22 protein-coding genes are annotated in these 24,426 nt (G+C 71.2%); 12 read left to right on the top strand and 10 right to left on the bottom strand.

The features are described from left to right. Positions 1–53: 53 nt before the first annotated feature. Positions 54–311 carry a DUF2530 domain-containing protein gene (locus tag AAW13_RS12845; protein ID WP_046734063.1) on the bottom strand — a complete coding sequence of 86 codons (258 nt, stop codon included), beginning with the start codon at positions 309–311 and terminating at the stop codon, positions 54–56. 112 nt (positions 312–423) lie between these two features. Here AAW13_RS12845 and AAW13_RS12840 point away from each other — a divergent pair, with 112 nt between their 5' ends. Next, a complete protein-coding gene (locus AAW13_RS12840) occupies positions 424–1,875 on the top strand; it encodes an NCS2 family permease (protein WP_046734062.1) in 1,452 nt (483 codons plus the stop codon). Positions 1,876–1,885: 10 nt separating this feature from the next. On the opposite strand, the gene AAW13_RS12835 is transcribed toward AAW13_RS12840, so the two are convergent. Then, positions 1,886–2,068 carry a ribbon-helix-helix protein, CopG family gene (locus tag AAW13_RS12835; RefSeq protein ID WP_046734061.1) on the bottom strand — a complete coding sequence of 61 codons (183 nt, stop codon included), beginning with the start codon at positions 2,066–2,068 and terminating at the stop codon, positions 1,886–1,888. A gap of 154 nt (positions 2,069–2,222) precedes the next feature. On the opposite strand from AAW13_RS12835, the gene AAW13_RS12830 reads away from it, so the two are divergent. Together AAW13_RS12830 and AAW13_RS12825 are read left to right on the top strand one after the other, a co-directional pair. After that, the gene (locus AAW13_RS12830) at positions 2,223–2,660 is read left to right on the top strand and encodes a MarR family winged helix-turn-helix transcriptional regulator (protein ID WP_046734060.1); all 438 of its coding nucleotides are present in this window, start codon (positions 2,223–2,225) and stop codon (positions 2,658–2,660) included. A gap of 87 nt (positions 2,661–2,747) precedes the next feature. Beyond that, positions 2,748–4,112, top strand: coding sequence for an MFS transporter (locus AAW13_RS12825; protein WP_071659526.1), 1,365 nt, complete (start codon positions 2,748–2,750; stop codon positions 4,110–4,112). Positions 4,113–4,339: 227 nt separating this feature from the next. Here the strand turns inward: AAW13_RS12825 and AAW13_RS12820 are convergent, their stop codons facing one another. After that, on the bottom strand, positions 4,340–4,858 hold the full coding sequence (locus tag AAW13_RS12820) for a GNAT family N-acetyltransferase (protein ID WP_046734058.1): 519 nt from the start codon (positions 4,856–4,858) through the stop codon (positions 4,340–4,342). 26 nt (positions 4,859–4,884) lie between these two features. Between AAW13_RS12820 and thpR the strand changes: the two genes are divergently transcribed. Continuing rightward, a complete protein-coding gene (gene thpR, locus AAW13_RS12815; RefSeq protein ID WP_046734057.1) occupies positions 4,885–5,457 on the top strand; it encodes an RNA 2',3'-cyclic phosphodiesterase in 573 nt (190 codons plus the stop codon). 202 nt (positions 5,458–5,659) lie between these two features. Here thpR and AAW13_RS12810 read toward each other — a convergent pair whose 3' ends face one another. From AAW13_RS12810 to AAW13_RS12800, 3 genes are all read right to left on the bottom strand, one after another. After that, positions 5,660–6,652, bottom strand: coding sequence for an aldo/keto reductase (locus AAW13_RS12810; protein ID WP_046734088.1), 993 nt, complete (start codon positions 6,650–6,652; stop codon positions 5,660–5,662). A gap of 171 nt (positions 6,653–6,823) precedes the next feature. Beyond that, complete coding sequence (locus tag AAW13_RS12805; RefSeq protein WP_046734056.1) at positions 6,824–7,411, bottom strand: Uma2 family endonuclease; 588 nt, start codon at positions 7,409–7,411, stop codon at positions 6,824–6,826. Between the two features lie 88 nt (positions 7,412–7,499). Continuing rightward, the gene (locus AAW13_RS12800; protein ID WP_046734055.1) at positions 7,500–8,183 is read right to left on the bottom strand and encodes a GDSL-type esterase/lipase family protein; all 684 of its coding nucleotides are present in this window, start codon (positions 8,181–8,183) and stop codon (positions 7,500–7,502) included. A 133-nt stretch (positions 8,184–8,316) separates the two neighbouring features. On the opposite strand from AAW13_RS12800, the gene AAW13_RS12795 reads away from it, so the two are divergent. From AAW13_RS12795 to gcvH, 3 genes are all read left to right on the top strand, one after another. After that, complete coding sequence (locus AAW13_RS12795; RefSeq protein WP_046734054.1) at positions 8,317–9,309, top strand: TolB-like translocation protein; 993 nt, start codon at positions 8,317–8,319, stop codon at positions 9,307–9,309. Between the two features lie 530 nt (positions 9,310–9,839). After that, positions 9,840–11,357, top strand: coding sequence for a cellulase family glycosylhydrolase (locus tag AAW13_RS12790; protein ID WP_046734053.1), 1,518 nt, complete (start codon positions 9,840–9,842; stop codon positions 11,355–11,357). Between the two features lie 134 nt (positions 11,358–11,491). After that, positions 11,492–11,875 carry a glycine cleavage system protein GcvH gene (gene gcvH, locus AAW13_RS12785; RefSeq protein ID WP_046734052.1) on the top strand — a complete coding sequence of 128 codons (384 nt, stop codon included), beginning with the start codon at positions 11,492–11,494 and terminating at the stop codon, positions 11,873–11,875. A 58-nt stretch (positions 11,876–11,933) separates the two neighbouring features. On the opposite strand, the gene AAW13_RS12780 is transcribed toward gcvH, so the two are convergent. Together AAW13_RS12780 and serC are read right to left on the bottom strand one after the other, a co-directional pair. Then, positions 11,934–12,416 (bottom strand): hypothetical protein, encoded by a 483-nt coding sequence (locus AAW13_RS12780; RefSeq protein ID WP_046734051.1) that lies wholly within the window; start codon positions 12,414–12,416, stop codon positions 11,934–11,936. A 171-nt stretch (positions 12,417–12,587) separates the two neighbouring features. After that, positions 12,588–13,706, bottom strand: a complete 1,119-nt coding sequence (serC, locus tag AAW13_RS12775) for a phosphoserine transaminase (protein WP_046734050.1) — start codon at positions 13,704–13,706, stop codon at positions 12,588–12,590. Positions 13,707–13,862: 156 nt separating this feature from the next. On the opposite strand from serC, the gene AAW13_RS12770 reads away from it, so the two are divergent. From AAW13_RS12770 to AAW13_RS12755, 5 genes are all read left to right on the top strand, one after another. Then, positions 13,863–16,919, top strand: coding sequence for an FAD-binding and (Fe-S)-binding domain-containing protein (locus AAW13_RS12770; RefSeq protein ID WP_046734049.1), 3,057 nt, complete (start codon positions 13,863–13,865; stop codon positions 16,917–16,919). A gap of 332 nt (positions 16,920–17,251) precedes the next feature. Continuing rightward, on the top strand, positions 17,252–18,418 hold the full coding sequence (locus tag AAW13_RS12765) for a lipid II:glycine glycyltransferase FemX (protein ID WP_046734048.1): 1,167 nt from the start codon (positions 17,252–17,254) through the stop codon (positions 18,416–18,418). A 250-nt stretch (positions 18,419–18,668) separates the two neighbouring features. Then, positions 18,669–18,800 carry a hypothetical protein gene (locus AAW13_RS47405; protein WP_276207590.1) on the top strand — a complete coding sequence of 44 codons (132 nt, stop codon included), beginning with the start codon at positions 18,669–18,671 and terminating at the stop codon, positions 18,798–18,800. 94 nt (positions 18,801–18,894) lie between these two features. Then, positions 18,895–21,141, top strand: a complete 2,247-nt coding sequence (locus AAW13_RS12760; RefSeq protein ID WP_240528608.1) for an ABC transporter ATP-binding protein — start codon at positions 18,895–18,897, stop codon at positions 21,139–21,141. A gap of 144 nt (positions 21,142–21,285) precedes the next feature. After that, a complete protein-coding gene (locus AAW13_RS12755; RefSeq protein WP_420855456.1) occupies positions 21,286–22,371 on the top strand; it encodes an EamA family transporter in 1,086 nt (361 codons plus the stop codon). Here AAW13_RS12755 and AAW13_RS12750 read toward each other — a convergent pair. After that, on the bottom strand, positions 22,341–23,147 hold the full coding sequence (locus AAW13_RS12750) for a TIGR03943 family putative permease subunit (RefSeq protein ID WP_046734047.1): 807 nt from the start codon (positions 23,145–23,147) through the stop codon (positions 22,341–22,343). The two genes, AAW13_RS12755 and AAW13_RS12750, sit on opposite strands and share 31 nt — an antisense overlap. Next, positions 23,144–24,364 (bottom strand): permease, encoded by a 1,221-nt coding sequence (locus AAW13_RS12745; RefSeq protein WP_079178792.1) that lies wholly within the window; start codon positions 24,362–24,364, stop codon positions 23,144–23,146. The genes AAW13_RS12750 and AAW13_RS12745 overlap by 4 nt, the downstream gene beginning before the upstream one ends. Between the last annotated feature and the right edge of the window lie 62 nt (positions 24,365–24,426).

The raw sequence follows: 24,426 nt of genomic DNA, 5'->3' as shown, positions 1-24,426 counted from the left end.
GACCGGGGGAGGAGCGAAGTCGTGCCCAGGTCGTAGCCGGCGCCGCGGAGGTCCTACAGGGAGCGTGCCGCTTCGGCCCGCTTGATGGCCGCGTCCCGCTTCTTCACGTACCAGATGCCGATCAGGCCCAGCCCGGCGCCGGCCAGGCAGGTCCACACCCACCAGGTGTGGCCGTGGTCGGAGTACCAGCCGTAGAAGGGGAGCTGGGCCAGGAAGAGGACGAACCAGACGATCGTGCCGCCGATGATCGTCGGGACGACGGGGCCCTCAAGGGGCTCGGGTGCCTCGTGCCGGGGGGTCCACTTCGCCATGACGCTCAGCTTACGCACCTCGCGGATCTACGCGCGGAGATAGCGATCTAGTAATCATACGTTCATACTGAAACCGTTTGTCTCTGGCCACTTCTGCTCGTAGGAACCTCCAATGTCGACCCCGGCTTCCACTCAGGCCCCCGCTCCCGAACAGCCGGGTGCGACTCCCGCGTACGGCGCACTCGACCGTTACTTCAAGATCTCCGAGCGGGGCAGCACCCTCGCCCGCGAGGTGCGCGGCGGCTTCGCCACGTTCTTCGCGATGGCCTACATCATCGTGCTGAACCCGATCATCCTCGGCAGCGCGAAGGACATGTACGGCCACCAGCTCGACCACGGTCAGCTGGTCACCGCCACCGTGATCACCGCCGCCTTCACGACGCTGCTCATGGGTGTCATCGGCAACGTCCCGATCGCGCTCGCCGCCGGCCTCGGGGTGAACTCGGTCGTGGCGCTCCAGCTGGCGCCCCGGATGTCCTGGCCGGACGCCATGGGCATGGTCGTACTGGCCGGCATCGTCGTGATGCTGCTGGTCGCCAGCGGGCTGCGCGAGCGGGTCATGAACGCCGTGCCGTACAGCCTGCGCAAGGCCATCTCGATCGGTATCGGCCTGTTCATCATGCTGATCGGCCTGGTGGACTCCGGCTTCGTCAGCCGTATCCCGGACGCCGCCCAGACCACCGTCCCGCTCCAGCTCGGCGGCGACGGTCACCTCAACGGGTGGCCGGTCCTGATCTTCGTCCTCGGCACGCTGCTCACCCTCGCGCTGATCGTCCGCAAGGTCTCCGGCGCGATCCTCATCTCGATCGTCGCGATGACCGTGCTCGCGCTGGTCATCAACGCCGTCGGGCACGTGACCACCTGGGGCCTGACCGTCCCGACCTGGCCCGGCAACCCGGTCGCCACCCCGGACTTCGGCCTGCTCGGCAAGGTCAGCCTCTTCGGCGGCTTCGACAAGGTCGGCCTGCTGACCGGCATCCTCTTCGTCTTCACCGTGCTGCTGTCCTGCTTCTTCGACGCCATGGGCACGATCATGGGCATCAGCGACGAGGCCAAGCTGACCGACGCCCAGGGCTACATGCCGGGCATCAACAAGGTCCTGTTCATCGACGGTGTCGCGGTCGCCGCCGGCGGTGCCAGCTCCTCCTCGGCCACCACCTGCTTCGTCGAGTCGACGGCCGGCGTCGGCGAGGGCGCCCGTACCGGCTTCGCCAACGTCGTCACCGGCGGCCTCTTCGCCGTGGCGCTGTTCCTCACGCCCGTCGCCACCATGGTCCCGTCCCAGGCCGCCACACCGGCGCTGCTCGCGGTCGGCTTCCTGATCCTGGCCGGCTCGATCAAGGAGATCGACTGGTCGGACTACACCCTCGCGATGCCGGCCTTCGTGACGATGGTGATGATGCCGTTCACCTACTCGATCACGAACGGCATCGGCATGGGCTTCATCACCTTCGTGGTGCTGCGGCTGGCCGCCGGCCGGGCCAGGGAGATCCCGGCCGCGATGTACGTGGTCTCGGCGGTCTTCGCCTTCTACTACCTGATGCCGGCTCTCGGCCTCACCTGAGCCCCGGGGGTCAGGTGACCCCGTAGAACCTCTCCGTCTCCTCGACGGCGGCCGAGAACCGCTCGTCGAAGTCGTCGCGAATGAGCGTCCGGACCACGTAGTCCTGGACGCTCATTCCCCTTTTGGCCGCGTGGTGCCGGAGCCGGTCGAGCAGCTCTTTGTCTATCCGCAGGCTGAGCACACTGGTCCCCATGCCTATGAGGGCGCCACATCCGTGCGTCCGGTGCGTCACTTTCCGGACTTGTCTCACTCGTATGGGTGACGATCGGATTCAGTGGCCGAGGTCACGGGCATCCTGGCGTGTCCCGAGTGGTCCTTAGTTAGAGTAATGAGTTACTCTAAAGAACATGCCGGACCTTAGCCATGGCGACGACGCAGCCGCTGTGAACGACCTCCGCTCCGCCGTGATGCGACTCTCGCGACGGCTCAAGCACCAGCGGGTCGACGAGTCACTGAGCCCCACCGAGATGTCGGTGCTGGGCACCCTCTCCCGCTGCGGCCGGGCCACCCCCGGTGAGCTCGCCCGCAAGGAGCACGTCCAGCCGCCCTCGATGACCCGCATCGTGGCACTGCTGGAGGCCAAGGGCCTGGTCCGGCTGGAGCCCCACCCCGAGGACCGGCGCCAGAAGGTCGTCACCAGGACCGAACAGGCCGAGGCGATGCTCGAGGAGAGCCGCCGCAAGCGCAACGCGTTCCTGGCCGGCTTGGTCGACGGTCTCGACGAGGACGAGTGGGCGAAACTCCGCGCCGCCGCCCCCGTGCTGGAGAAGCTCGCGCATCTGTAAGACGCTCTACGACCGTGAGTGAGCCGAAGGGGCGCGCCGGGGGCGCCCCGCAGGCGAACGAGCCACGAAAGAGGAGGCGAACCCACTTTGAGTACGGGATCCGGAGCACCTTCCGCCCCCGCACCGACCGCCCCTACTACCCCCGCATCCCGCAAGTCGTCGATGTTCAGCTCGCTGAAGGTCAGGAACTACCGCCTGTTCTTCGCGGGCCAGGTCGTCTCGAACATCGGCACCTGGATGCAGCGCATCGCCCAGGACTGGCTGGTCCTCAGCCTCACCGGCTCCGCCACGGCCGTCGGCGTCACCACCGCCCTCCAGTTCCTGCCGATGCTGCTCTTCGGCCTCTACGGCGGCGTCCTGGTCGACCGGCTGAACAAGCGGCGCGCCCTCCTCTTCACCCAGACCGCCATGGGCCTCACCGGCATCGCGCTCGCGCTGCTCACCCTCTCCGGGCACGTCCACGTCTGGCACGTCTACCTCGCCGCCTTCGCCGTCGGTCTCGCCACGGTCGTCGACAACCCGGCCCGCCAGTCCTTCGTCTCCGAGATGGTCGGCCCCGCCCAGTTGCAGAACGCGGTCAGCCTGAACTCCGCGAACTTCCAGTCCGCCCGCCTGGTCGGGCCCGCCGTCGCCGGTCTGATGATCACCGGTGTGGGCACCGGCTGGGCGTTCCTCTTCAACGGCCTGTCCTTCGTCGCCCCGGTCGTCGGCCTGGTGCTGATGCGCGGGCGTGACCTGTACGTCGTGGAGCGGGCGCCGAGAGGCAAGGGACAGCTCCGGGAGGGCCTGCACTACGTCGCCGGCCGCCCCGACCTCATCTGGACCATCGTCCTCATCGGCTTCGTCGGCACCTTCGGCTTCAACTTCCCGGTCTACCTGTCCGCCTTCGCCGACGACGTCTTCCACGCGGGCGCCGGCTCCTACAGCCTCTTCAACACGCTGATGGCGGTCGGTTCCCTGGTCGGCGCCCTGCTCGCGGCCAGACGCGGCACGGCCAGGATGCGCGTGATGATCGCGGCCGCGGTCGCCTTCGGCGCCCTGGAGGTGGTGGCCGCCACGGCACCGTCCCTGTGGCTGTTCACGCTGCTCATGGTGCCGATCGGCATGTTCGGGATGACGGTCAACGTCACCGGCAACACCACCGTCCAGATGGGCACCGACCCGGCCATGCGCGGCCGGGTGATGTCCCTCTACATGATGGTCTTCATGGGCGGCTCGCCCATCGGCGCACCCATCGCCGGCTGGATCACGGACGCGTACGGCGTCCGTGCGGGCCTGGCCGTCGGCGGCGCGATCGCCGGCGCCGCGGCGCTCGTCATCGGCCTCGTCCTGGCCCGTGTCGGCAACCTGCGGCTGTCGGTCGGCTGGCACGGCGGCCACCCCCGCGTCCGCTTCGTCCCGAGAGGGGCCGGAGAGCAGGAGCCCCAGGAACAACTGGCACCTGCGGCGTGACACTCCGGCCTGGCACCCCGGCTTGAGCCGGCCTGGCACCCCGGGCCTGGCGCCTCGGCTTGAGCCGGCTTGGCGCCCCGGCTTGAGTCGGTCCGGCGCCCCGGCTTGAGTCGGTCCGGCGCCCCGGCTTGAGCCGGCCCGGCGGCCCCGGCCTGAGCCCGGCCCGGCACCCCGGCCCGGCACCCCGGCCCGGCACCCCGGCACGAGGCGCTTTGCCGGCCCGGAGATCACACCCTCCGGGCCAGCACCTGACCGCGCCAGCCGTTCGCGAGCGTGTATGCCTCGGTGCGGGTGAACCCGTTGCCCTCGTAGTACCGGACCAGCTTGCCGTCGGCGCCCGCGTAGCAGTCCACCCGCAGCAGCGAGATCCCGGCCCGCCCGGTCTCCTCCGCCGCGTGCGCCAGCAGGGCGCTGCCGACGCCGTTGCCCTTGAAACGGCGGTCGGAGGCGAGCCAGTGGATGTACCGCTCGGGCTCCCCGGGCGGCGGCAGGTGCGACAGATAGGCCCCGGGGGCGCCGGTGACGGTCAGGGTGGCGGCCGGGACGCCGTCGGCCTCGGCGAGGTAGGTCACACCCTCGTCCATGTACCGGGCGACCGACTCCACCGTCTTCCGGTTCTCCGACAGCGGCGCCGTCCCCCACTGTTCGGTCCGCCCCTCGCCCACCAGCCACGCCACGGAGCTGTCGAGCATGGCGAGGATCGCCGGTATGTCGTCGGGGCCGCCTTCTCTGATGGTGATCCGCATCCGGTCATGATGGCAGGCTGGCCCGCATGAGACTCTTCGCCGCCGTGCTGCCCCCGGCCGACGTGGCCGCCGAACTCGCCGCCGAGGTCGACCGGTTGCGGCGGCTGCCGGGCGCGGACGCGCTGCGCTGGACCGGGCGGCCCGGCTGGCACTACACGCTCGCCTTCTACGGCGAGGTCGAGGACGGCGTCGTACCGGACCTGTCGGAGCGGCTGGCCCGCGCGGCCCACCGCACCGCGCCCTTCGAGCTGGCCGTCGCGGGCGGCGGACAGTTCGGGCACGGCAGGGCCCTGTGGGCCGGGGCGGACGGCGACCTGGCCACCCTGCGCCTGCTGGCCGACCGGACGGAGGCGGCGGCGCGGAAGGCGGGCCTGCCGATGGGGGAGCACCGCCGCTACCGGGCCCACCTGACGGTGGCCAGGAGCCGGGAGGCGGTGGACGTGCGGCCGTACGTCGCGCTGCTCGCCGAGTTCGCGAGCCGGACCTGGACGGTGGGGGAGCTGGCGCTGGTGCGCAGCAACCTGCCGACGTCGGGGGTGCCGGGGGAACAGCCGCGGTACGAGGTGGTCGACGGGTGGGGGCTCGGGGCGGGCGGTTAGGCTCGGAGGGTGGACCCGAAGACCCGGAACCGGATCATGGCCGGTGCGCTCGTGCTGTTGTTCGTCGTGGTTGCCCTGGCCTCTGCGATGAGGTGAGGGCCGGACGGGGAACTGCGGCCGGCCGTTCGTCGTCGGCCGCGGGCCGTCCGTGGCCGCTCGCGCAGTTCCCCGCGCCCCTGGAGGGGCTCACCCTTACGCGGGACTACCAGGCGAAGGCCTCCGGTGACGGGCCCGGGCCCGGGAAGATCTCGTCCAGACCGGTCAGCAGTTCCTCGCTGAGTTCGAGCTCCACGGCCCGCAGTGCGGACGCGAGCTGTTCGGCGGTGCGCGGGCCGACGATCGGGCCGGTCACTCCCGGGCGGGTCAGCAGCCACGCCAGCGCGGCCTCGCCCGGCTCCACCCCGTGCTTGTCGAGCAGGTCCTCGTAGGCCTGCACCTGGGCCCGCAGGGAGGTGTTGGCGAGGGAGTCGGCGGCCCGGCCACCGGCCCGGCGCCCGCCCTCCACCTCCTTCTTGATCACACCGCCGAGCAGTCCGCCGTGCAGCGGCGACCACGGGATCACTCCGAGGCCGTAGTCCTGCGCGGCCGGGACGACCTCCATCTCGGCGCGCCGCTCGGCGAGGTTGTAGAGGCACTGCTCGCTGACCAGACCGATGGTCCCGCCGCGCCGGGCGGCGATCTCGTTGGCCTGGGCGATCTTGTACCCGGGGAAGTTGGACGACCCCACGTACAGGATCTTGCCCTGCTGCACCAGCACGTCGACGGCCTGCCAGATCTCCTCGAAGGGGGTCCGGCGGTCGACGTGGTGGAACTGGTAGACGTCGATGTGGTCGGTCTGTAGCCGCTTGAGGCTGGCGTCCACGGCGCGCCGGATGTTCAGCGCGGAGAGCTTGTCGTGGTTGGGCCAGGCGTCGCCGTCGGCGGCCATGTTGCCGTACACCTTGGTGGCGAGCACCACCTTGTCGCGGTGCGCGGGGTTCTTGGCGAACCAGTTGCCGATGATGGACTCGGTACGGCCCTTGTTCTCACCCCAGCCGTACACGTTGGCGGTGTCGAAGAAGTTGATGCCCGCGTCCAGCGCCGCGTCCATGATCGCGTGGCTGTCGGCCTCGTCGGTCTGCGGGCCGAAGTTCATGGTGCCGAGGACGAGTCGGCTGACCTTGAGTCCGGTACGTCCGAGCTGCGTGTACTTCATGGTCACCCAGCCAACGGCGTGGAGTGCGCTCTAGGCAAGAACCTGACCGTAGTCCAGCATCCGCTACCGCCTTCACACGCGTCGACGGCAGCCGCGGCAGCCGGACGCCGGGCCACTCGCGACCCCGGCCGAAGGGCCCCCGTCGACCGCTCGACTCCGTTGTGGGGAGCGCTAGTCGGCGGGGAACTCGGCGGTGCTCAGGGTGAGGCCGACGACGGTTCCCGTGAGGTCGACGTCGGACCCGAAGGCGACCCTCGTCTCGGTCGTGTAGTCCTCGCCCTTGGGGTGGGTGTAGACGTGGCAGCGGCGCTGGTAGGGGTCGGCGATCAGGTAGACCGGGACCTCGGCCGTGGCGTAGGCGGCCTTCTTGGCGCCGTAGTCGTTCGCCGCCGTGCCCTTGGAGATGACCTCGGCCACGAACTCGACGTCCTGGTGCCGCCAGAGCCCGCTGTCCCTCTTGGCGGCGTCCTCGGCCATCAACGTCACGTCCGACGCGAACCCGTTGAGATGCCCCGGGTAGTCGATACGGACGTCGGACTTGACCCGCTTCCGGGGGTACTTGGTCCGGAGCTGCTCGACGATGTCCAGGATGACCTCCCAGTGGGGGTCCCGCTGTGGCGACATGAAGACGGTCCCCTCGACGATCTCGACCTTGTATCCCTCGGGGGCGGGCATCTTCTCGATCTGCTCGAACAGCTCGTCGAGCGTGATCTCGTCGTCGCTCTTGGCCATCGCGATCCTGTCTTCGAGGACGGTCATCCTGGCGCTCCTCCCCGGCCGCCCTCCACACGAGTGCGGCCGCGCGGTTCGACGATACGCACGGTGACCGGGCAACGGCGGATTTCGGTCAGTCCGTTCCCGCCTCGTACGGCTGTGCCACGCCCCACCCCTGCCACATCGCCTCCGCGAACGCCCCCGCGATCCGGTGCTCCCCGCTCGCGTTCGGGTGCGTGCCGTCGTAGGTGTCCGTGTCGATGTCGTACGACTCCGGAGGCGAGGCCAGCAGGAGCGGCGACCGGGGCTGGTCCAGATCGGCGACGGCCTTGGCGAGCAGCACGTTGAACCGGTCGACCTGGGCGGCGAACGCCTCGTCGGAGGCGGCCCTGATGTTCCGGATCACCGGCAGTATCACCATGCGGATCCGCGGGTCCGCCGCCCGTGCCGCCGCCACGAAGGACTCCACGTTCGCGGCCGTCTGCTCGGCGTTCGTGTAGAAGCCCAGGTCGATCAGTCCGAGGGAGACCAGCAGGACGTCGGCACGGTGGGCCCGCACCGCGTCCCCGATCAGCGGGACCATGTGCTGCCAGCCCTCGCCCCAGCCGGCCAGGTGGGCCCGGGGGAAGTCGGGATCGGCGTAGGCGTACGAGGTCGGGGCCTCGGCCGCCTTGTCGTACAGCGTCTCGCGCGGGCCGACCAGCGTGAACGGGCCGCCGTACGTCGCGCACAGGTGCCGCCACAGCCGGTACCGCCAGGTGTGTTCGCCCGCGCTGCCGATGGTCATCGAGTCCCCGACGGGCATGAACCTGAGCATCCGCTCATGATGGACGATCACGGGGAGGGGAGGGGCCGGGCCGGGGTGTGAGGCCCACCACGTGTCCCGGGGCGTCCCCGTCGTCCCCGGTGATCGGTGATCGAATCCGCCGCGGGATGGCAGGCTTGGGCCCATGCGCCGACGACCGCTCGCCCTCCTCGCCGGGCTCCTGCTCACGGGTGCCCTCGCCTCCGCGCCCGCCTCCGCCGCCGACGGGGCCGGCGACCAGGGGTTCACGATCAAGGACCCGCGTGTCACCGAGTCCAGCGGTCTCGCCGCCTCCCGTCTCCACCCCGGCATCTACTGGACGCACAACGACAGCGGTGACGGCCCGTACATCTACGCCGTCGACAGCGCGACCGGGAGGACGGTCGCGAGGATCACGCTCAAGGGTGTCGGCACGCCCCGTGACGTCGAGGCCATCTCCATCGGCCCCGGCAACCAGATCTACGTCGGCGACATCGGCGACAACCTCGACGGCAGCTGGCCGTACGTCTGGATCTACCGGCTGCCCGAGCCGAAGAAGCTCGTCGACCAGACCGTGCGGGCCACGCAGTACGTCGTCAAGTACGCGAACGGCGCCCGCAACGCCGAGTCGCTGGTCGTCCATCCCAGGACCGGGCGCGTCTACATCATCGACAAGAAGGAGGACGGCGGGCACCTCTACGAGGGTCCGGCCACCCTCTCCGCCTCGGGCACGAACATCTTCAGGCCCGTCGCCACCGTCGACCTCTGGGCCACCGACGCCGCCTTCTCGCCCGACGGCGAACAGCTCGCCGTACGCGGCTACTTCGGCGGGATCTACTACGACTGGAACGGCGGCGCGATCAAGCGGAAGGGGCGGCTGGACGTGCCGCTCCAGAAGCAGGGCGAGTCGGTCACCTACTCGCCCGACGGGACCAGGCTGATGTACGGCAGCGAGGGTGCCGACAGCCCGGTGCAGGCCGAGGCCGCGCCCGGCGGGTCCGGCAAGTCGTCCGCCGACGACGGGACTTCGGCGAGCGGCGGCGACAGTGGCAGCCCGGCGTCCGGCGAAGTGAAGCTCGGAGCGCTGGCCGTCGGCGCCCTCGCACTCGCCTTCTTCGCCCTGCGACGCCTGCGCCGCCCCTCGGACCCCCGACACTGACAGCCCCCCGGGTCCCGCCTGACACGGCCTCTCCCCCCCCGGGTCCCGCCTGACACGGCCTCTCCCCCCCAGGTCCCGCCTGACACGGCATCCCTCCGGCCCCGCAGGCACTGACGGGCGCCCCCGGGCCCGCCTGACACGGCCTCCCCCCGGCCTCGCCGGCACTGGCGGGGCGTCCCCGGGCCCGCCTGACACGGCCTCCCCCCGGCCTCGCCGGCACTGGCGGGGCGTCCCCGGGCCCGACTGACACGGCCTCCCCCCGGGCCCGCCGGCACTGACGGGGCGTCCCCGGGGTCGGTCGATACTCACTGCCTCCCGGGCCCGCCGCCCCTGATTGTCTTTCGGGCCCGTCCACCCCGGCTCCCCCCCCGGACCCGTCGGCACTGACGCCCCTGGTCTGTCGTACGTCTTGACGTGACGATGGTGTGTCAGTTTCCTGGGAGGTGCGCGGTGTATGGGAGCGCTCCCATACTGTTCCGGGCCGTGCTTTCCCGAGCGAGACTCCGTGAGACTCCGAGAGGAACGGGCCCATGTTCCGCTTACGCAGCCTGCGCAGGGCGCTGTGCGCCGCAGCCGCCGCGCTCCTCCTGCCCCTGGCCGGTGCGGTGACCTCCGCACACGCGGCGACCACTCCGGGGGCGGGGTACTGGCACACCAGCGGCCGGCAGATCCTGGACGCGGCCGGGCAGCCGGTCCGGATCGCCGGGATCAACTGGTTCGGCTTCGAGACCGCCAACTACGTGGTGCACGGCCTCTGGTCGCGCGACTACAAGAGCATGATCGACCAGATGAGGTCGCTGGGGTACAACACCATCCGGCTGCCCTACAGCGACGACATCTTCAAGAGCTCGACCGTCCCCAACAGCATCGACTTCAGCAACGGCAAGAACGCCGACCTCCAGGGCCTGAACTCGCTCCAGATCATGGACAGGATCGTGGCGTACGCCGGACAGGACGGCCTCAAGGTCATCCTCGACCGGCACCGCCCGGACGCCGGCGGCCAGTCGGCGCTCTGGTACACGTCGGCGGTCCCCGAGTCGACGTGGATCGCCGACCTGAAGGCACTCGCGGCGCGGTACGCGTCCGACCCGACCGTCATCGGCATCGACCTCCACAACGAGCCGCACGACCCGGCCTGCTGGGGCTGCGGTGACGTCTCCGTCGACTGGCGGCTGGCCGCCCAGCGGGCCGGGAACGCCGTCCTCTCCGTCAACCCGGAGCTGCTGGTCTTCGTCGAGGGCGTGCAGACGTTCAACGGGGTGTCGGGCTGGTGGGGCGGCAACCTGATGGGTGTCGCGCAGTATCCGGTGCGGCTCGACGTGGCGAACCGGGTGGTGTACTCGGCCCACGACTACGCCACCAGCGTGGCCCAGCAGAGCTGGTTCAGCGACCCGTCGTTCCCCGCCAACATGCCGGGCGTGTGGGACTCGTACTGGGGCTACATCTTCAAGCAGGACATCGCCCCGGTGTGGGTCGGCGAGTTCGGTACCACGCTCGCCTCGACCGTGGACCAGAAGTGGCTGGCCGCGCTGGTGAGTTACCTGCGTCCGACCTCGACGTACGGCGCCGACTCCTTCCAGTGGACCTTCTGGTCGTGGAACCCCAACTCCGGTGACACGGGCGGGATCCTGAAGGACGACTGGGCGACCGTGGACACGGTGAAGGACGGGTACCTGGCGAGCGTCAAGGCGCCGCTGTTCCCGGGCACCGGCGGCGGGAGCGGTGGCGGAGGCGGCGGGGGCACGTCGGCCTCCTGCGCGGCCTCCTACGCCGTCACCAGCGACTGGGGGAGCGGCTTCAACGCCGCCGTCACGGTCGTCAACACCGGTACCACGGCGATCGGTTCGTGGCGCGTGAGCTGGACGTGGAGCGGAGCGCAGCAGGTGACGAACATGTGGAACGCGTCGTACACGCAGAGCGGCGGGACGGTCACCGCGGTGAACGCCGCGCACAACGGGGCGATCCCGGCCGGCGGCTCGGCGAGCCTCGGGTTCGGGGGCGCGCCGGGTGGCGGTGCCGTGCCGGTCGTGAGCTGCACGGCGACCTGAGAGGGATGCCGGGACGCGGTGTGACGGGCCGTCACCTGCTTGGTGGACCGTGGCGCCCGAAATGCGGGGATGTGCGGTTTCCTGGGGTCAGGCTGTTCCCGATCGCACCGCGACCGCCGAAGGAGCCCTGAGACATGTCCTACGTACCCGACGAACTCCGCTACACCGAGGACCACGAGTGGGTTCTCACCGGTGGCGACGGCATCGCGACCGTCGGCATCACCGACCACGCCCAGAAGAACCTCGGTGACCTGGTCTTCTTCGAGCTGCCCGAGGTCGGCAGGAAGGCCGAGGCCGGGCAGCCCCTCGGCGTGGTGGAATCGGTCAAGGTGGCCTCCGACCTGTTCAGCCCGGTCGCCGGCGAGGTCGTCGAGGTCAACCAGGATGCTGTCGACAGCCCCGAGGACGTCAACGGCGACCCCTACGGGGTGTGGCTCATCAAGATCAGGACCAAGGGCGGGGCGTCCTCCAACGGGCTGCTCGACGCCAAGGCGTACCGGAAGCTCATCGAGGAGTGACGGCACCGGGGGCGCCCGCGGTGATCGCCGGGCGCCCCTCGCCGTGCTTGCTCGGGTGTCAGCCCTTCACCGGCCTGAGGCTGTGCCTGCGGCGCGGTTTGGGAGCGTCCAGCAGGCTGACGCCGTTGTACACACGGCTGTGGATGAAGAGCGCGGGAGTCACGGCGAACGTGACGAAGACCGCCACGATGCTGATCGGGAACAGGGTCGGCAGCGACTGGCCCTCGGGCAGGGTCCTGCCGCCCTCGTGGACGGCGTAGGCAAGGGCCGCGAAGAAGACGACCAGGCAGAGGGCGGCCAGGACGCGCAGCACGATCCTGGTTCGGCGGGCGCGGGCCTCCGTGCGGACCTCGGCCAGCAGGGACGCGTCACAGACGGGGCAGGTGAGCTCAACGGTCTGCTTGCCGGTCCCCGGGCGGCGCACCCGGAAGACGTTGTCCTTCCAGGTGATGCTGCGGGTACGGACGAGGAAGCCGGTGACCTTGTCGCTGAGGATGTGGCGCACCGCCACCTCGACGGTGCCCGGTATCGGTCTGTTCATGTGCGCGTGGATCTCCTTCGTCGCACGGCCCTGCGGGGGCGCATGGGGCACACAGTGTCCGGTGTGCGACGAAGGGGACTCAACGGCACCCGGAAGGCTTTGCCTTGCTGATGCCTTCCGGGTAAACCAGCAGCTTGTTACGGGAGTTGCGGCCGGTGCGGCGCGCTGCCGCTACAGCTTCTCGATGACGTAGTCGACGCACTTCGTCAGCGCCTCGACGTCCGCCGGGTCGATCGCCGGGAACATCGCGACGCGGAGCTGGTTGCGGCCGAGCTTGCGGTAGGGCTCGGTGTCGACGATCCCGTTGGCGCGCAGCGCCTTGGCGACGGCGGCCGCGTCGATCTCGTCGGCGAAGTCGATCGTGCCGATGACCTGGGACCGCTTGGCCGGGTCGGAGACGAACGGGGTGGCGTACTTCGACTCCTCCGCCCAGGTGTACAGGCGGGTCGAGGAGTCCTTGGTGCGGCCGGTGGAGAAGGCCAGGCCGCCCTGCCCGTTGAGCCACTCCAGCTGCTGGTTCAGCAGGAAGAGGGTGGCCAGGGCCGGGGTGTTGTACGTCTGGTTCTTGCGGGAGTTGTCGATCGCCGTGGGGAGCGAGAAGAACTCCGGGACGTGGCGGCCCGACGCGTGGACACGCTCCGCGCGCTCGATGGCGGCCGGGGAGAAGACGCCGATCCACAGGCCGCCGTCGGAGGCGAAGGACTTCTGCGGGGCGAAGTAGTAGACGTCGGTCTCGGCGACGTCGACCGGGAGGCCGCCGGCGCCGCTCGTCGCGTCCACGAGGACCAGCGCGCCCTCGTCGGCGCCCGCGACCCGCTTGATCGGCATGGCGACACCGGTCGAGGTCTCGTTGTGGGTGAAGGCGTAGACGTCGACGCCGGCCTCGGCCCGCGGCTCCGGGTGGGTGCCCGGGTCGGAGGCGATCACGGTGGGCTCGGCCAGCCAGGGGGCGAGCTTGGCCGCCTTGGCGAACTTGGACGAGAACTCGCCGAAGTTCAGGTGCTGCGACTTGTTGTCGATCAGTCCGTGGGTGGCGACGTCCCAGAAGGCGGTGGAGCCGCCGTTGCCGAGGACGACCTCGTAGCCGTCCGGGAGGGAGAAGAGGGCGCTGATGCCCTCGCGGACCTGGCCGACCAGGTTCTTCACCGGGGCCTGGCGGTGGGAGGTACCGAGGAGGGACGTACCGGTGGCGGCCAGCGCGTCCAGCGCCTCCACCCGCACCTTGGAGGGACCCGCGCCGAACCGACCGTCCGCGGGCTTGATGTCAGCAGGAATCTGGATGTCAGCCACGAGTCGGAGGGTAGCCGTTGGGTGAAACGGGACGGAACCGTGTCCGTTCGATGAGACGAGATCGCCAAGCCCTGGACTTGTGCGGTTGTACGACGATATTAGCGTGGTTGTGGAAAAGCAACCGTGACTGTGAGTGATCGGATGCATCCTGGACGCATGACGGATCTGGCGGGACTAGAGACGGAACTGCGGGCCGCCGTCCGGGGTGAGGTCGCCTTCGGCGTCACGGCCCGGGCGCTGGTCACCATGGACGCGTCCAACTACCGGCGGGTCCCCGCCGGGGTGGTGGCACCCCGGGACGCGGACGACGTGGCGGCCGTACTGGAGGTGTGCCGCGGCCACGGGGTGCCGGTGGTCGCGCGCGGCGGGGGCACGTCCATCGCCGGACAGGCCACCGGCACCGGCGTGGTGCTCGACCTCACCCGGCACATGAACCGCCTGGTCGGCCTGGACCCGGCCACCCGTACGGCCGTCGTCCAGCCGGGGCTGGTCCTGGACCGGCTCCAGGAGGCCGCAGCCCCGCACGGGCTGCGCTTCGGACCCGACCCCTCCACCCACAGCCGCTGCACGCTCGGCGGGATGATCGGCAACAACTCCTGCGGCTCGCACAGTGTGGCCTGGGGCACCACCGCGGACAACGTGCGCGAACTGGACGTGATCACCGCGCGGGGCCGGCGACTGCGACTCGGGCGGGACTGGGCCGGGACCCCGGACGGACTGCGGGAGCTGGTGGCCGGCGACCTGGCCCGGCTGCGCACCGGCTTCCCGGAACTGCCCCGCCGGATCTCCGGGTACGCGCTGGACGCCCTGCTGCCCGAGAAGGGGGCCGACGTCGCCCGGTCCTTCTGCGGCAGCGAAGGCACCCTGGCCGTCCTCACCGAGGCGACCGTGCGCCTGGTCGAGTCACCCCGCGCGCGTGCCCTGGCCGTCCTCGGGTACGCCGACGAGACCGCGGCCGCGGAGGCCGCGGCCGGGCTGCTCGCCCACGCGCCGCTGACGGTGGAGGGCATGGCCGCCGACCTGGTGCCCGACCCGGCCGGACTGCCACGGGGCGCGGCCTGGCTGTTCGTGGAGACGGGCGGTGAGACGGCGGCGGAGGCACGCACGCGTGCGGAGACGGTGGTCCGGGCGGCGGACGTCCTCGACGCGCGGGTCGTCACCGACCCGGCCGGGCAACGCGCGCTCTGGCGCATCCGCGAGGACGCCTCCGGCACGGCGACCCGGATGCCGGACGGCACCGAGGCCTGGCCCGGCTGGGAGGACTGCGCGGTACCGCCCGCCCGCCTCGGCGCGTACCTGCGGGACTTCAGGAGCCTGCTGTCGGCCCACGGGCTGCGCGGCACCCCCTACGGCCACTTCGGCGACGGCTGCATCCACGTCCGTATCGACTTCGACCTGCTGAGCGAGCCCGGTGTGGTCCGTTTCCGCCGCTTCTCGGAGGAACTCGCCGGCCTGGTGGTGGCACATGGCGGCTCGCTCTCCGGGGAGCACGGGGACGGCCAGGCGCGGGCCGAACTCCTCCCCAGGATGTACGGGGCGGAGACGGTGGCGCTGTTCGAGCGGGTGAAGGCCGTCTGGGACCCGGACGACCTGCTGAACCCCGGCATGCTGGTCCGCCCCGCCGCCCTGGACACGAACCTCCGCTTCGCCGTCCTGCCCCGCGAACCGGTGCCCGTGGCCTTCGGCTACCCGTCCGACGGCGGCGACTTCACGGCGGCGGTCCGCCGCTGCGTGGGCGTGGCCAAGTGCCGTACGACCGCGGTGTCCGGTCCGTCCGTCATGTGCCCGTCGTTCCGGGCGACGGGCGAGGAGGAGCACTCGACGCGCGGCCGGGCCCGGCTGCTGCACGAGATGCTGGCGGGCGAACTGGTCACGGACGGCTGGCGCTCGACGGAGGTCAGGGACGCCCTCGACCTCTGCCTGTCCTGCAAGGGCTGCCGCTCGGACTGTCCGGTCGGGGTGGACATGGCGACCTACAAGTCGGAGTTCCTGCACCACCACTACGAGGGACGGCGCCGGCCCGCCTCCCACTACAGCATGGGCCGGCTGCCGGTGTGGCTGCGCCTGGTGGACCGCACCCGCACGGCGGCGGTCGTCAACGCGCTCGCGTCGGTACGGCCGCTGGCGGCACTGGCCGGACGCCTGGGCGGCATCGCACCGGAGCGGACGATCCCGCGCCTCGCACGGGAGACGTTCAGCCGGTGGGAGCGGCGCCGCCGGCACCGGCGGGCCCGGGACTGGCGGGAGGAGGCACGAGCGGGACGCCGGCCGGACCTCCCGGCCCGGGCGGCCTTCCTCTGGCCGGACACCTTCACCGAGCACCTGTCCCCGTCCGTGGGCCGGGCGGCCGTACGGGTACTGGAGGCGGCGGGTATCGGAGTGCTCCCGTTCCCGACCCGGCGCCGGTACACACGAGCGTCGGGCGACGGCACGCCGCAGGACCACGGCATGTCCGTACTGAACCCCCGCCGCACCCAGGCCTGCTGCGGCCTCACCTACCTCTCGACGGGTCAACTGGACCAGGCCCGCACGGTGCTGCGCCGGACACTGGACTTGCTGGAGCCGTTCCTGCAACCGGAGCCGGAGCCGGGGCTGGAGCCGGGGCCGGGGCTGGAGCCGGGGCCGGGGTCTGAGCAGTCGCAGTCGCCGTCGTCGCCGTTGCCGTCGGAAGTGGAGGGTGATTTCCCGGCGCCGCCGTTCGTCGTCCTGGAGCCCAGCTGTGCCGCCGCTCTCCGCGGTGACCTGCCGGAACTGCTTCCCGACGACCCCCGGGCCGCGCGTCTCGCCGCGCGGGTGCTCACCTTCGCGGAGGCCCTGGAGCGTCTCGCCCCCGGCTGGACCCCGCCCCGCCTGGACCGCCCGGTCACCGGCCAGACCCACTGCCACCAGCACGCGGTCCTGGGCGACGCCCCCGACCGCCGCCTCCGTGCGGCCGCCGCCCTCACCGGCGACCTGGTGGGCGGCTGCTGCGGCCTGGCCGGCAACTTCGGCTTCGAGAAGGGCCACTTCGAGGTGTCCAGAGCGTGCGCGGAGGAACAACTGCTGCCGGCGGTCCGGCAGACGGCCCCTGACACGGTGATCCTGGCGGACGGCTTCTCCTGCCGGACCCAGTTGGAGCAACTGGCGGGCGTACGCGGAAGACACCTGGCGGAGGTACTCGCGGAGGCGCTGGAGGACACAGGTCCGGAGGACCGAGGGCGTCCAGGACGCTGAGGGCGCCGACGACGCGTTCTTGTTGCCGCGGCGGCGACGCCCCAGGCGTGGCGGTCCTCTGCCGCTCTCTCGGCGACGACTGCGCCCGCGGCCTCGGCGCACTCCATCCGCGCGTCCGGGACGCCTACGTGGCGATGAACCGATGGACGCACCGGGCCGCCGGACCGGAGAACTGACCAGGCCTCGGCCCCGGCGCCGGCGGGGCGAAGGAGCCATGGGGATGGCAGCGGTCCTCCTGTCGCAGGAGCCGTCGTGTCACGGGGAACGCGAGCGGCGGGTGTCTGTTGTCCTTGATCGGGTCACCGGTCCCGCAGCCCCGAGGAGCCCCGCGCATGACAGCAGCAGCCGTCGCCACCAGCCCCGTCGGCCCCCTCCGTCTCCGGCCCGTCTCCCGTGCGGAGCACCTCGCCTTCGTCGGTTCCCGTCGCTCCGTCAGCCATATGCAACTGCCGTCCTGGGGGGACGTGAAGCCGGACTGGGAGGCGGAGAGCCTCGGGTGGTTCGACGGCGAGGGGCGGATCGTCGGGGCCGGACTCGTGTTGCTGCGGGCGTTGCCGAGGATGCGGCGGTACCTGGCGTATCTGCCGGAGGGGCCCGTGATCGACTGGGGCGACCCCAGGCTGGAGCGGTGGCTCGATCCACTGCTGGCGTACCTGAAGGGGCGCGGGGCGTTCACGGTCAGGATGGGGCCGCCCGTAGTCGTACGGCGGTGGAGCGCGGAGGCGGTGAAGGAGGCCATCGCCGATCCCGCCGTCCGGCGGCTGCGGGACGCCGAGCCGACCTCGTACGAACCGGGCGCCGCCGATCTCGCCGAGCGGCTGCGCCGGACGGGGTGGCGGCAGCCGGAGGAGCACGGGACGGCGGGGTTCGCCGCCGGCCAGCCCCGGTACGTGTTCCAGGTGCCGTTCGCCGGCCGGTCGTTGGACGACATCCGGTGCGGCCTCAACCAGCAGTGGCGGCGCAACGTGAAGAAGGCCGAGAAGGCGGGGGTCAAGGTGGTGCGCGGCGGGTACGAGGACCTGCCCGCCTTCCACACCCTCTACACCGAGACCGCCGAGCGCGACCGTTTCGTCGCGCGCCCCCTCTCCTACTTCCAGCGCATGTGGACCGCGCTGACCTCGGAGCACCCCGACCGGATGCGTCTGTACCTCGCCCACCACGACGGCGAGATCCTCGCCGCCGCGACCATGCTCACCGTCGGCGAGCACGTCTGGTACTCCTACGGCGCCTCCACCGACCGCAGGCGCGAGGTCCAGCCCAACAACGCCATGCAGTGGCGGATGATGTCCGACGCCCACGAACTGGGCGCCGCCGTCTACGACTTCCGGGGCATCACCGACACCCTCGACGAGACCGACCACCTGCTGGGGCTGCTCCGCTTCAAGGTGGGCGCGGGCGGGGAGGCCGTCGAGTACCTGGGCGAGTGGGACCGCCCGCTCAACAGGCTGCTCCACCAGGCGTTCGCCCTGTACATGGCCCGCCGCGGCGCCGCTTCATAAGCTGGCTCTCAGCTACATAAGAGAACTCTCAGGTTCGGGGCCGTTATACAGCTGTTACCCAGGTATTCACAGCACCTGTTTGCCGTTCGCGAGCCGACTTTGCCGTTGCTTGGGATCTGGGCCGTGTAAGTTCATCGGTGTCGGGCGGCGGGGATTGCCGAGGATGACGATCCGAAATCCCCGTACGTTGCCCAAGAGAATTCTCGTACCATCCCGCACCACTTGCACTTCGAACTCTCAAGGAGTCGGAATGAGCCTCAAGAAGCTCGCCCCGCTGCCCCCCAAGCCCAAGAAGCAGCTGCCCCCGCCGCCGCCGAAGCCCAAGAAGCGGGCCCCGAAGCCGGCCCCGAAGCCCATCCAGGGCCCGGGTCAGGACAACTGAGGCAGCTGTAGAAAGGACCGACGGTTCGCCGTCGGTCCTTTTTCAATCCCTGAATTCCAGAAATTCCGGCGACGGATAGCGGAGGTAGTGTGAAATGCACCTGAAGAAGGAGAGTGACGGCAAGGAATACGAGTACGGAGTCGACGACTCGGAATACGCGGGCAATACGGACGACGCGGACGACGAGTACGAGGACGACGACGAGTACACGCCCACCATCCCGTCCCGCACCGCCTTCCGCCGCTTCTGGCCGCTGACCAGGGGTCTGCGCGGCTGGCTGGTGATCGTCTGGGTGTGCACGGTGATCGCCGCGCTCGCCGAGACCGAGGCCATCCTCCTCTTCAGCGACCTCACCGACCACGCCCTACAGGAGGGCTCGCTGAGCGCCTTCTGGAGCCCGGCGACCAAATGGCTGGGCATCGCGGTCGTCGGCGCGATCGTCGCGTACGCCGGCAACTCCCTGGCCGCCTGGACCACCGAACGCTTCGTGATGCGGCTGCGGGAACACGTCTTCGACCACGTCCAGCAACTGCCCCCGCACTTCTTCCAGCGCCACCGCCAGGGCGACCTGCTCTCCCGTCTGACCAGCGACGTCGACGCCATCGAGACCCTGGTCGTGTCCGGCCTGGTCGGTGCCGCGTCCGCCCTGTTCAGCGCCATCTTCTACGCGGCCGCCGCGTTCTGGCTGCGCTGGGACCTGGCCGCCGCCACCTTCGTCCTCGCCCCGCTGTTCTGGCTGGCCGCACGCCGTTTCTCCGGCTCCATCAAGGACGTGTCCCGGGAGGGCCGGGTCGCCGACGGCGCGATCACGTCCGTCGTCGAGGAGTCCCTCGGCAACATCGTGCTCACCCAGGCCTACGACCGCCGGGACGCCGAACGCCGCCGGCTGAACGAGGAGGCGAGCGCCTGGTTCCGTGCCTCCGTCCGCTCCACCCGCCTCAACGAGGCCTACGAACAACTCGTCCAGGTCATCGAGACCGTCTGCGTCCTCGCGGTGATCGGCATCGGCGCCTGGGAGATCTCCACCGGCCGTATGACCCTCGGCCAGCTCCTCGCCTTCTCCGCCTTCCTCGGCTACCTCTACCCGCCGGTGCGCGGCCTCGCCCAGCTCGGCCTCACCATCACCGCCGCCACGGCGGGCGCGGAACGGCTGATCGAGATCCTCGACGTGCGGCCCTCGGTCACCGACCCGCGCACCGGCACCGACTCCGGCCGGCCCGACGGCGCCATCGAGGTCCGGGACGTCGGCTTCCGCTACCCCGGCGCCGACAAGACCGCCCTGGAGGGTCTCTCCTTCGCCGTCAGCCCCGGGGAACTCGTGATCATCACCGGCCCCAGCGGCGCCGGCAAGTCCACCGTCTCCAAGATGCTGCTCCGCTTCTACGACCCGGACAGCGGCGAGGTCCTCCTCGACGGCGTGCCCCTGCGTGACTTCCCGCTGGCCCGGCTGCGCGAGTACATCACCCTCCTGCCCCAGGAGACCCTGGTCCTGCACGACACCGTGCGCGCCAACATCGCCTGCGGCCGCCCCGGCGCCAGTGACCAGGCCATCGAGGACGCGGCGAAGGCCGCCGACGCGCACGACTTCATCGTCCGGCTCCCCGACGGCTACGACACCAAGGTGGACCCCAACTCGGCCCGGCTCTCCGGCGGTCAGCTCCAGCGCCTGGCGATCGCGCGCGCCATCCTGCGCGACGCCCCCGTCCTGGTCCTCGACGAACCGACCACCGGCCTGGACTCGATGGCCGCGCGCCGCGTCGTCAAACCGCTGCGCCGCCTGATGACCGGCCGAACCACGATCATGATCACGCACGACCTCAACCTCGCCCCCGACGCCGACCGCATCCTCGTCGTGGACCGGGGCCGCATCGTCGAGACCGGCCGCCACGACGAACTCCTCGCCCGCGGCGGCGCCTACTCCCGGCTGCACCGCTCGCAGAACAACGCGATCATGGACACCGGCGAACTGCGCCTGCCCCTGTTCGCCGAACACACCGCCCCGCCGGTCCAGCAGCCCGCGCCGCAGGTCTCCTACGCGGGGGCGCGGGCCGACGGCTACGCCTACCAGCAGCAGCCGTACGGGAACGCGCACCCCTACGACTACGACCACGACGTGTACGCGGCCGCAGGCCTATGGCCCCAGCCCATGTACGAGGCCCACATGGGTGCGCCCCACACGGGTGCGCCCCACACGGGTGCGCCCCACATGGGTGCACCGCACATGGATGCGGGCTACGTGCAGGCGGCCCCCACGGGGGCCGACCACGGGACCAGCGTGCCCACCACCCTCTCCGACGGCCGCCCCCTGTTCCGCGACGAGGAACCCTGGCCGGGTATCTGAGCCGCCGCCCCGCCGAAGCCGTCGCATCTCAGCATCCAGGACGGTTCCACGGACAGTTCCATAAAGGGTTCACGCGCCTGTCCAAGTCTATTACCCTGGACTGGACAGTGCATCGCAATGAACGACGAGCCCTCTGGAACGCCCGTGACCACCCCCAGCACCCCGCAGTCGACGTCCACCTCCGTGTCCACGTCCGCCGCCACGGCGAGCCCGGGCCGGCTCGGCTCGCTCGGTCCTGTCGGGCTGGTGCTGGCCGGTGGGGTCTCCGTGCAGTTCGGCGCCGCCATCGCGGTGACCCTGATGCCCAGGGCGGGCGCGCTCGGGGTGGTGGCGCTGCGGCTGTTCGCCGCCGCCGTGGTGCTGCTCGTCGTCTGCCGGCCCCGGCTGCGCGGCCACTCCCGCACCGACTGGGGGACGGTCGTCGTCTTCGGCGTCACCATGGGTGCCATGAACGGCCTGTTCTACGAGGCCGTCGACCGCATCCCGCTGGGCACCGCCGTCACCCTCGAGGTCCTGGGCCCGCTGGCCCTCTCCGTGCTGGTCTCCCGGCGCCTCATCAACGTGCTCTGGGCGGGACTGGCGCTGGGCGGTGTCTTCCTGCTCGGCGGCGGAGGGTTCGGCGGCCTCGACCCCATAGGCGTCGCCCTCGCCGTGGCGGCCGGCGCCATGTGGGCCACCTACATCATCTTCAGTGCCCGTACGGGCCGCCGCTTCCCGCAGGCCGACGGCCTCGCCCTGGCCATGGCGGTCGCGGCCCTGCTGTTCCTCCCGCTGGGCATCGCCGACGCCGGCACCAGGCTCCTCGATCCGACCACCCTCGCCCTCGGCTCGTCGGTCGCGATCCTCTCCTCCGTGCTGCCCTACACCCTCGAACTCCTCGCGCTGCGGCGGCTGCCCGCCCACACCTTCGCCGTCCTCATGAGCCTGGAACCGGCCATCGCCGCCACGGCCGGCTTCCTCATCCTCGACCAGGCGCTGACGGCCACCGAAGCCGCCGCCATCGCCCTCGTCATCGCGGCGAGCATCGGCGCGGTCCGCAGCCAGGTGGGCCGCGGTGGCAACCGGCCGGCGGGCGGCCCGCAGGCGGAGCCCGTGCCGGTGATCGGCGCCCAGCCGGAGCAGGTCGTCGGCGCCCAGCAGGAGCAGGAGCAGGAGCAGGAGCACGGGGCCGGTGGGTGGCCGGTGCCGGTGACCGGCTCTCAGCCGGAGGGGAACGGCAGCGCGTCCTGATAGCCGTTCGACGGGCGCTGGATCTTCTTCACGGTCTCCGCGTCCAGCGCGACCGGCGCGGACTTCGTGCCCAGCTTCCCGCCGGGATGCCAGTTCCCGGTGACCGACACCCAGGTGTTGGCGGGCGGCACGCTGTTGCTGTAGATCCGTACCTTCACGGACTGCGCGTCGGCGGCGCAGCAGGAGATGATGATCCGCGTCAGATCCCAGCTGCCGCCCCCGGCGACGGGCGTGACCAGACCGCTCATCTGCACCGTCCGCCCCTTGAGGGCGAGTGTGCGGTCCTGCTGCACACGGGTGGTGAAATCCGTGAGCGTGATGGGCAGTGGTGAGGTCTTCGGCAGCGGATCGAAACTGTCCTGCGCCGCCACCACCTTCGCGGGCTGCCGGGAGGCGGTGTAGGCACCGAGCGCCGGCGGGGCATAGAAGAGCAGGCTCAACGCGGGCAGCAGAAGCAGCCAGGCGACCCGGGGGACGGCCGAGTGGTCGTGCCCGTGGGCCGAGCCGTCACCGTGGGCCGAGCCGTCACCGTGTGCCGAGCCGTCATCGTGTGCGTGGCCCCCATGTCGTCCGTGTCCCTTCCTCCCCTCCCGTGTCCCGCCCTCCCGCGCCGCCGCCTCCGCGATGCCCAGCACCAGCAGCACGAACCCGGACACGATCAGCAGCGGCCGCATGCCCGGCTTGACGTAGCGCAGGCACACGTCGGTGAAGAGGGCGGAGTGCAGCAGGCCCAGACCGCTGAGGACCAGCAGGGTCACCTGGAGCGGACGTCTCACAGCAGCACCCCTCCGACCAGCACCGCGCACAGGACCGCGACGACCGTCGTGGCCGCCGAGAAACGGGCCGCGAAGGCCCGTCCGAACGTACCCGCCTGGAGGGCGATCAACTTCAGGTCGACCATGGGTCCGACGACCATGAAGGCCAGCCGGGCGGTGGGCGAGAAGCCGGTGAGTGACGACGCCACGAACGCGTCCGCCTCCGAGCACACCGCGAGGATGACCGCCAGCGCCGCCAGGAACAGCACCGACAGCCAGGGCGAACCGGAGAAGGTGTCGAGCACCGAGCGCGGTACGGCGACGTTGAAGGTGGCCGCGGCCATGGCACCGACCACCAGGAAGCCGCCCGCCTGGAGGAAGTCGTGCTGGAAGGCGCGCCGGAACTCCGTCCACCGGCGGTGCCCCGGCTGGTGCCCGGTGTGCCGGACGGCGGGCCGCAGCCACTCCTCCCGGCCCAGCCACAGCCACAGCCAGCCCATCACGGCCGCGGTCACCAGCGAGGCGACCAGCCGGGCCAGCACCATGAGGGGGGTGCCGGGGAACGCGATGGCGGTGGCGGTCAGCACCACCGGGTTGATGGCGGGCGCGGAGAGCAGGAACGCGAAAGCGGCGGCCGGGGTGACCCCGCGCCCGATCAGACTGCCCGCCACCGGCACCGACGCGCACTCGCACCCCGGCAGCACCACGCCCGCGATCCCGGCGACCGGCACGGCCAGCGCGGGCCGCTTCGGCAGCAGCCGGGTGAACACCCGCTCCGGCACGAACGCGTTGATCGCCCCCGACAGTGCCGTACCGAGCAGCAGGAACGGCGTCGCCTGCACGATCACCGCGAGACACACCGTCTGCCAGGCCTGCAACGCGGCCTTGCTCACGCCCTGGCCGAGGAGGAAGAGGCCGGTACCGGGCAACACGGCGGCGGCCACCAGGAAGAGGGGCCAGAAGCGCGGGAGTTCCCGCGGAGCCCGACCCTCGGCCCCCGCAGCCTCGGCCCCCGCAGCCTCGGCCCCCGCAGCCTCGGCCCCCGCGCCCTCGGCCCCCGCATTCGCGGTCCGCCCGTCCCGGGCCCCCGCGTCCGCGGCCACCGCGGCCGTCGGGTGACCGCTCGCCGTGGGTGCTACGAAGGCCGTTGCCTGCGCCCCCACGGCCGGTTCATCAGTGCTCCGCACGCCCCGTACGCCCCACACATCACTCCATCGCCGGATGTTCGCATCGAACATAGGGCATAGGGCCACCGTTGCCACGCCGGGCCGACCCAAGGGATGCCCCAGGATCACCCCGG

This window comes from Streptomyces humi (assembly GCF_001005085.2).
GTDB lineage: Bacteria > Actinomycetota > Actinomycetes > Streptomycetales > Streptomycetaceae > Streptomyces > Streptomyces humi.
The sequence above is the reverse complement of the archived record's forward strand: the minus strand, read 5'-3'. Positions and strand labels throughout refer to the sequence as shown.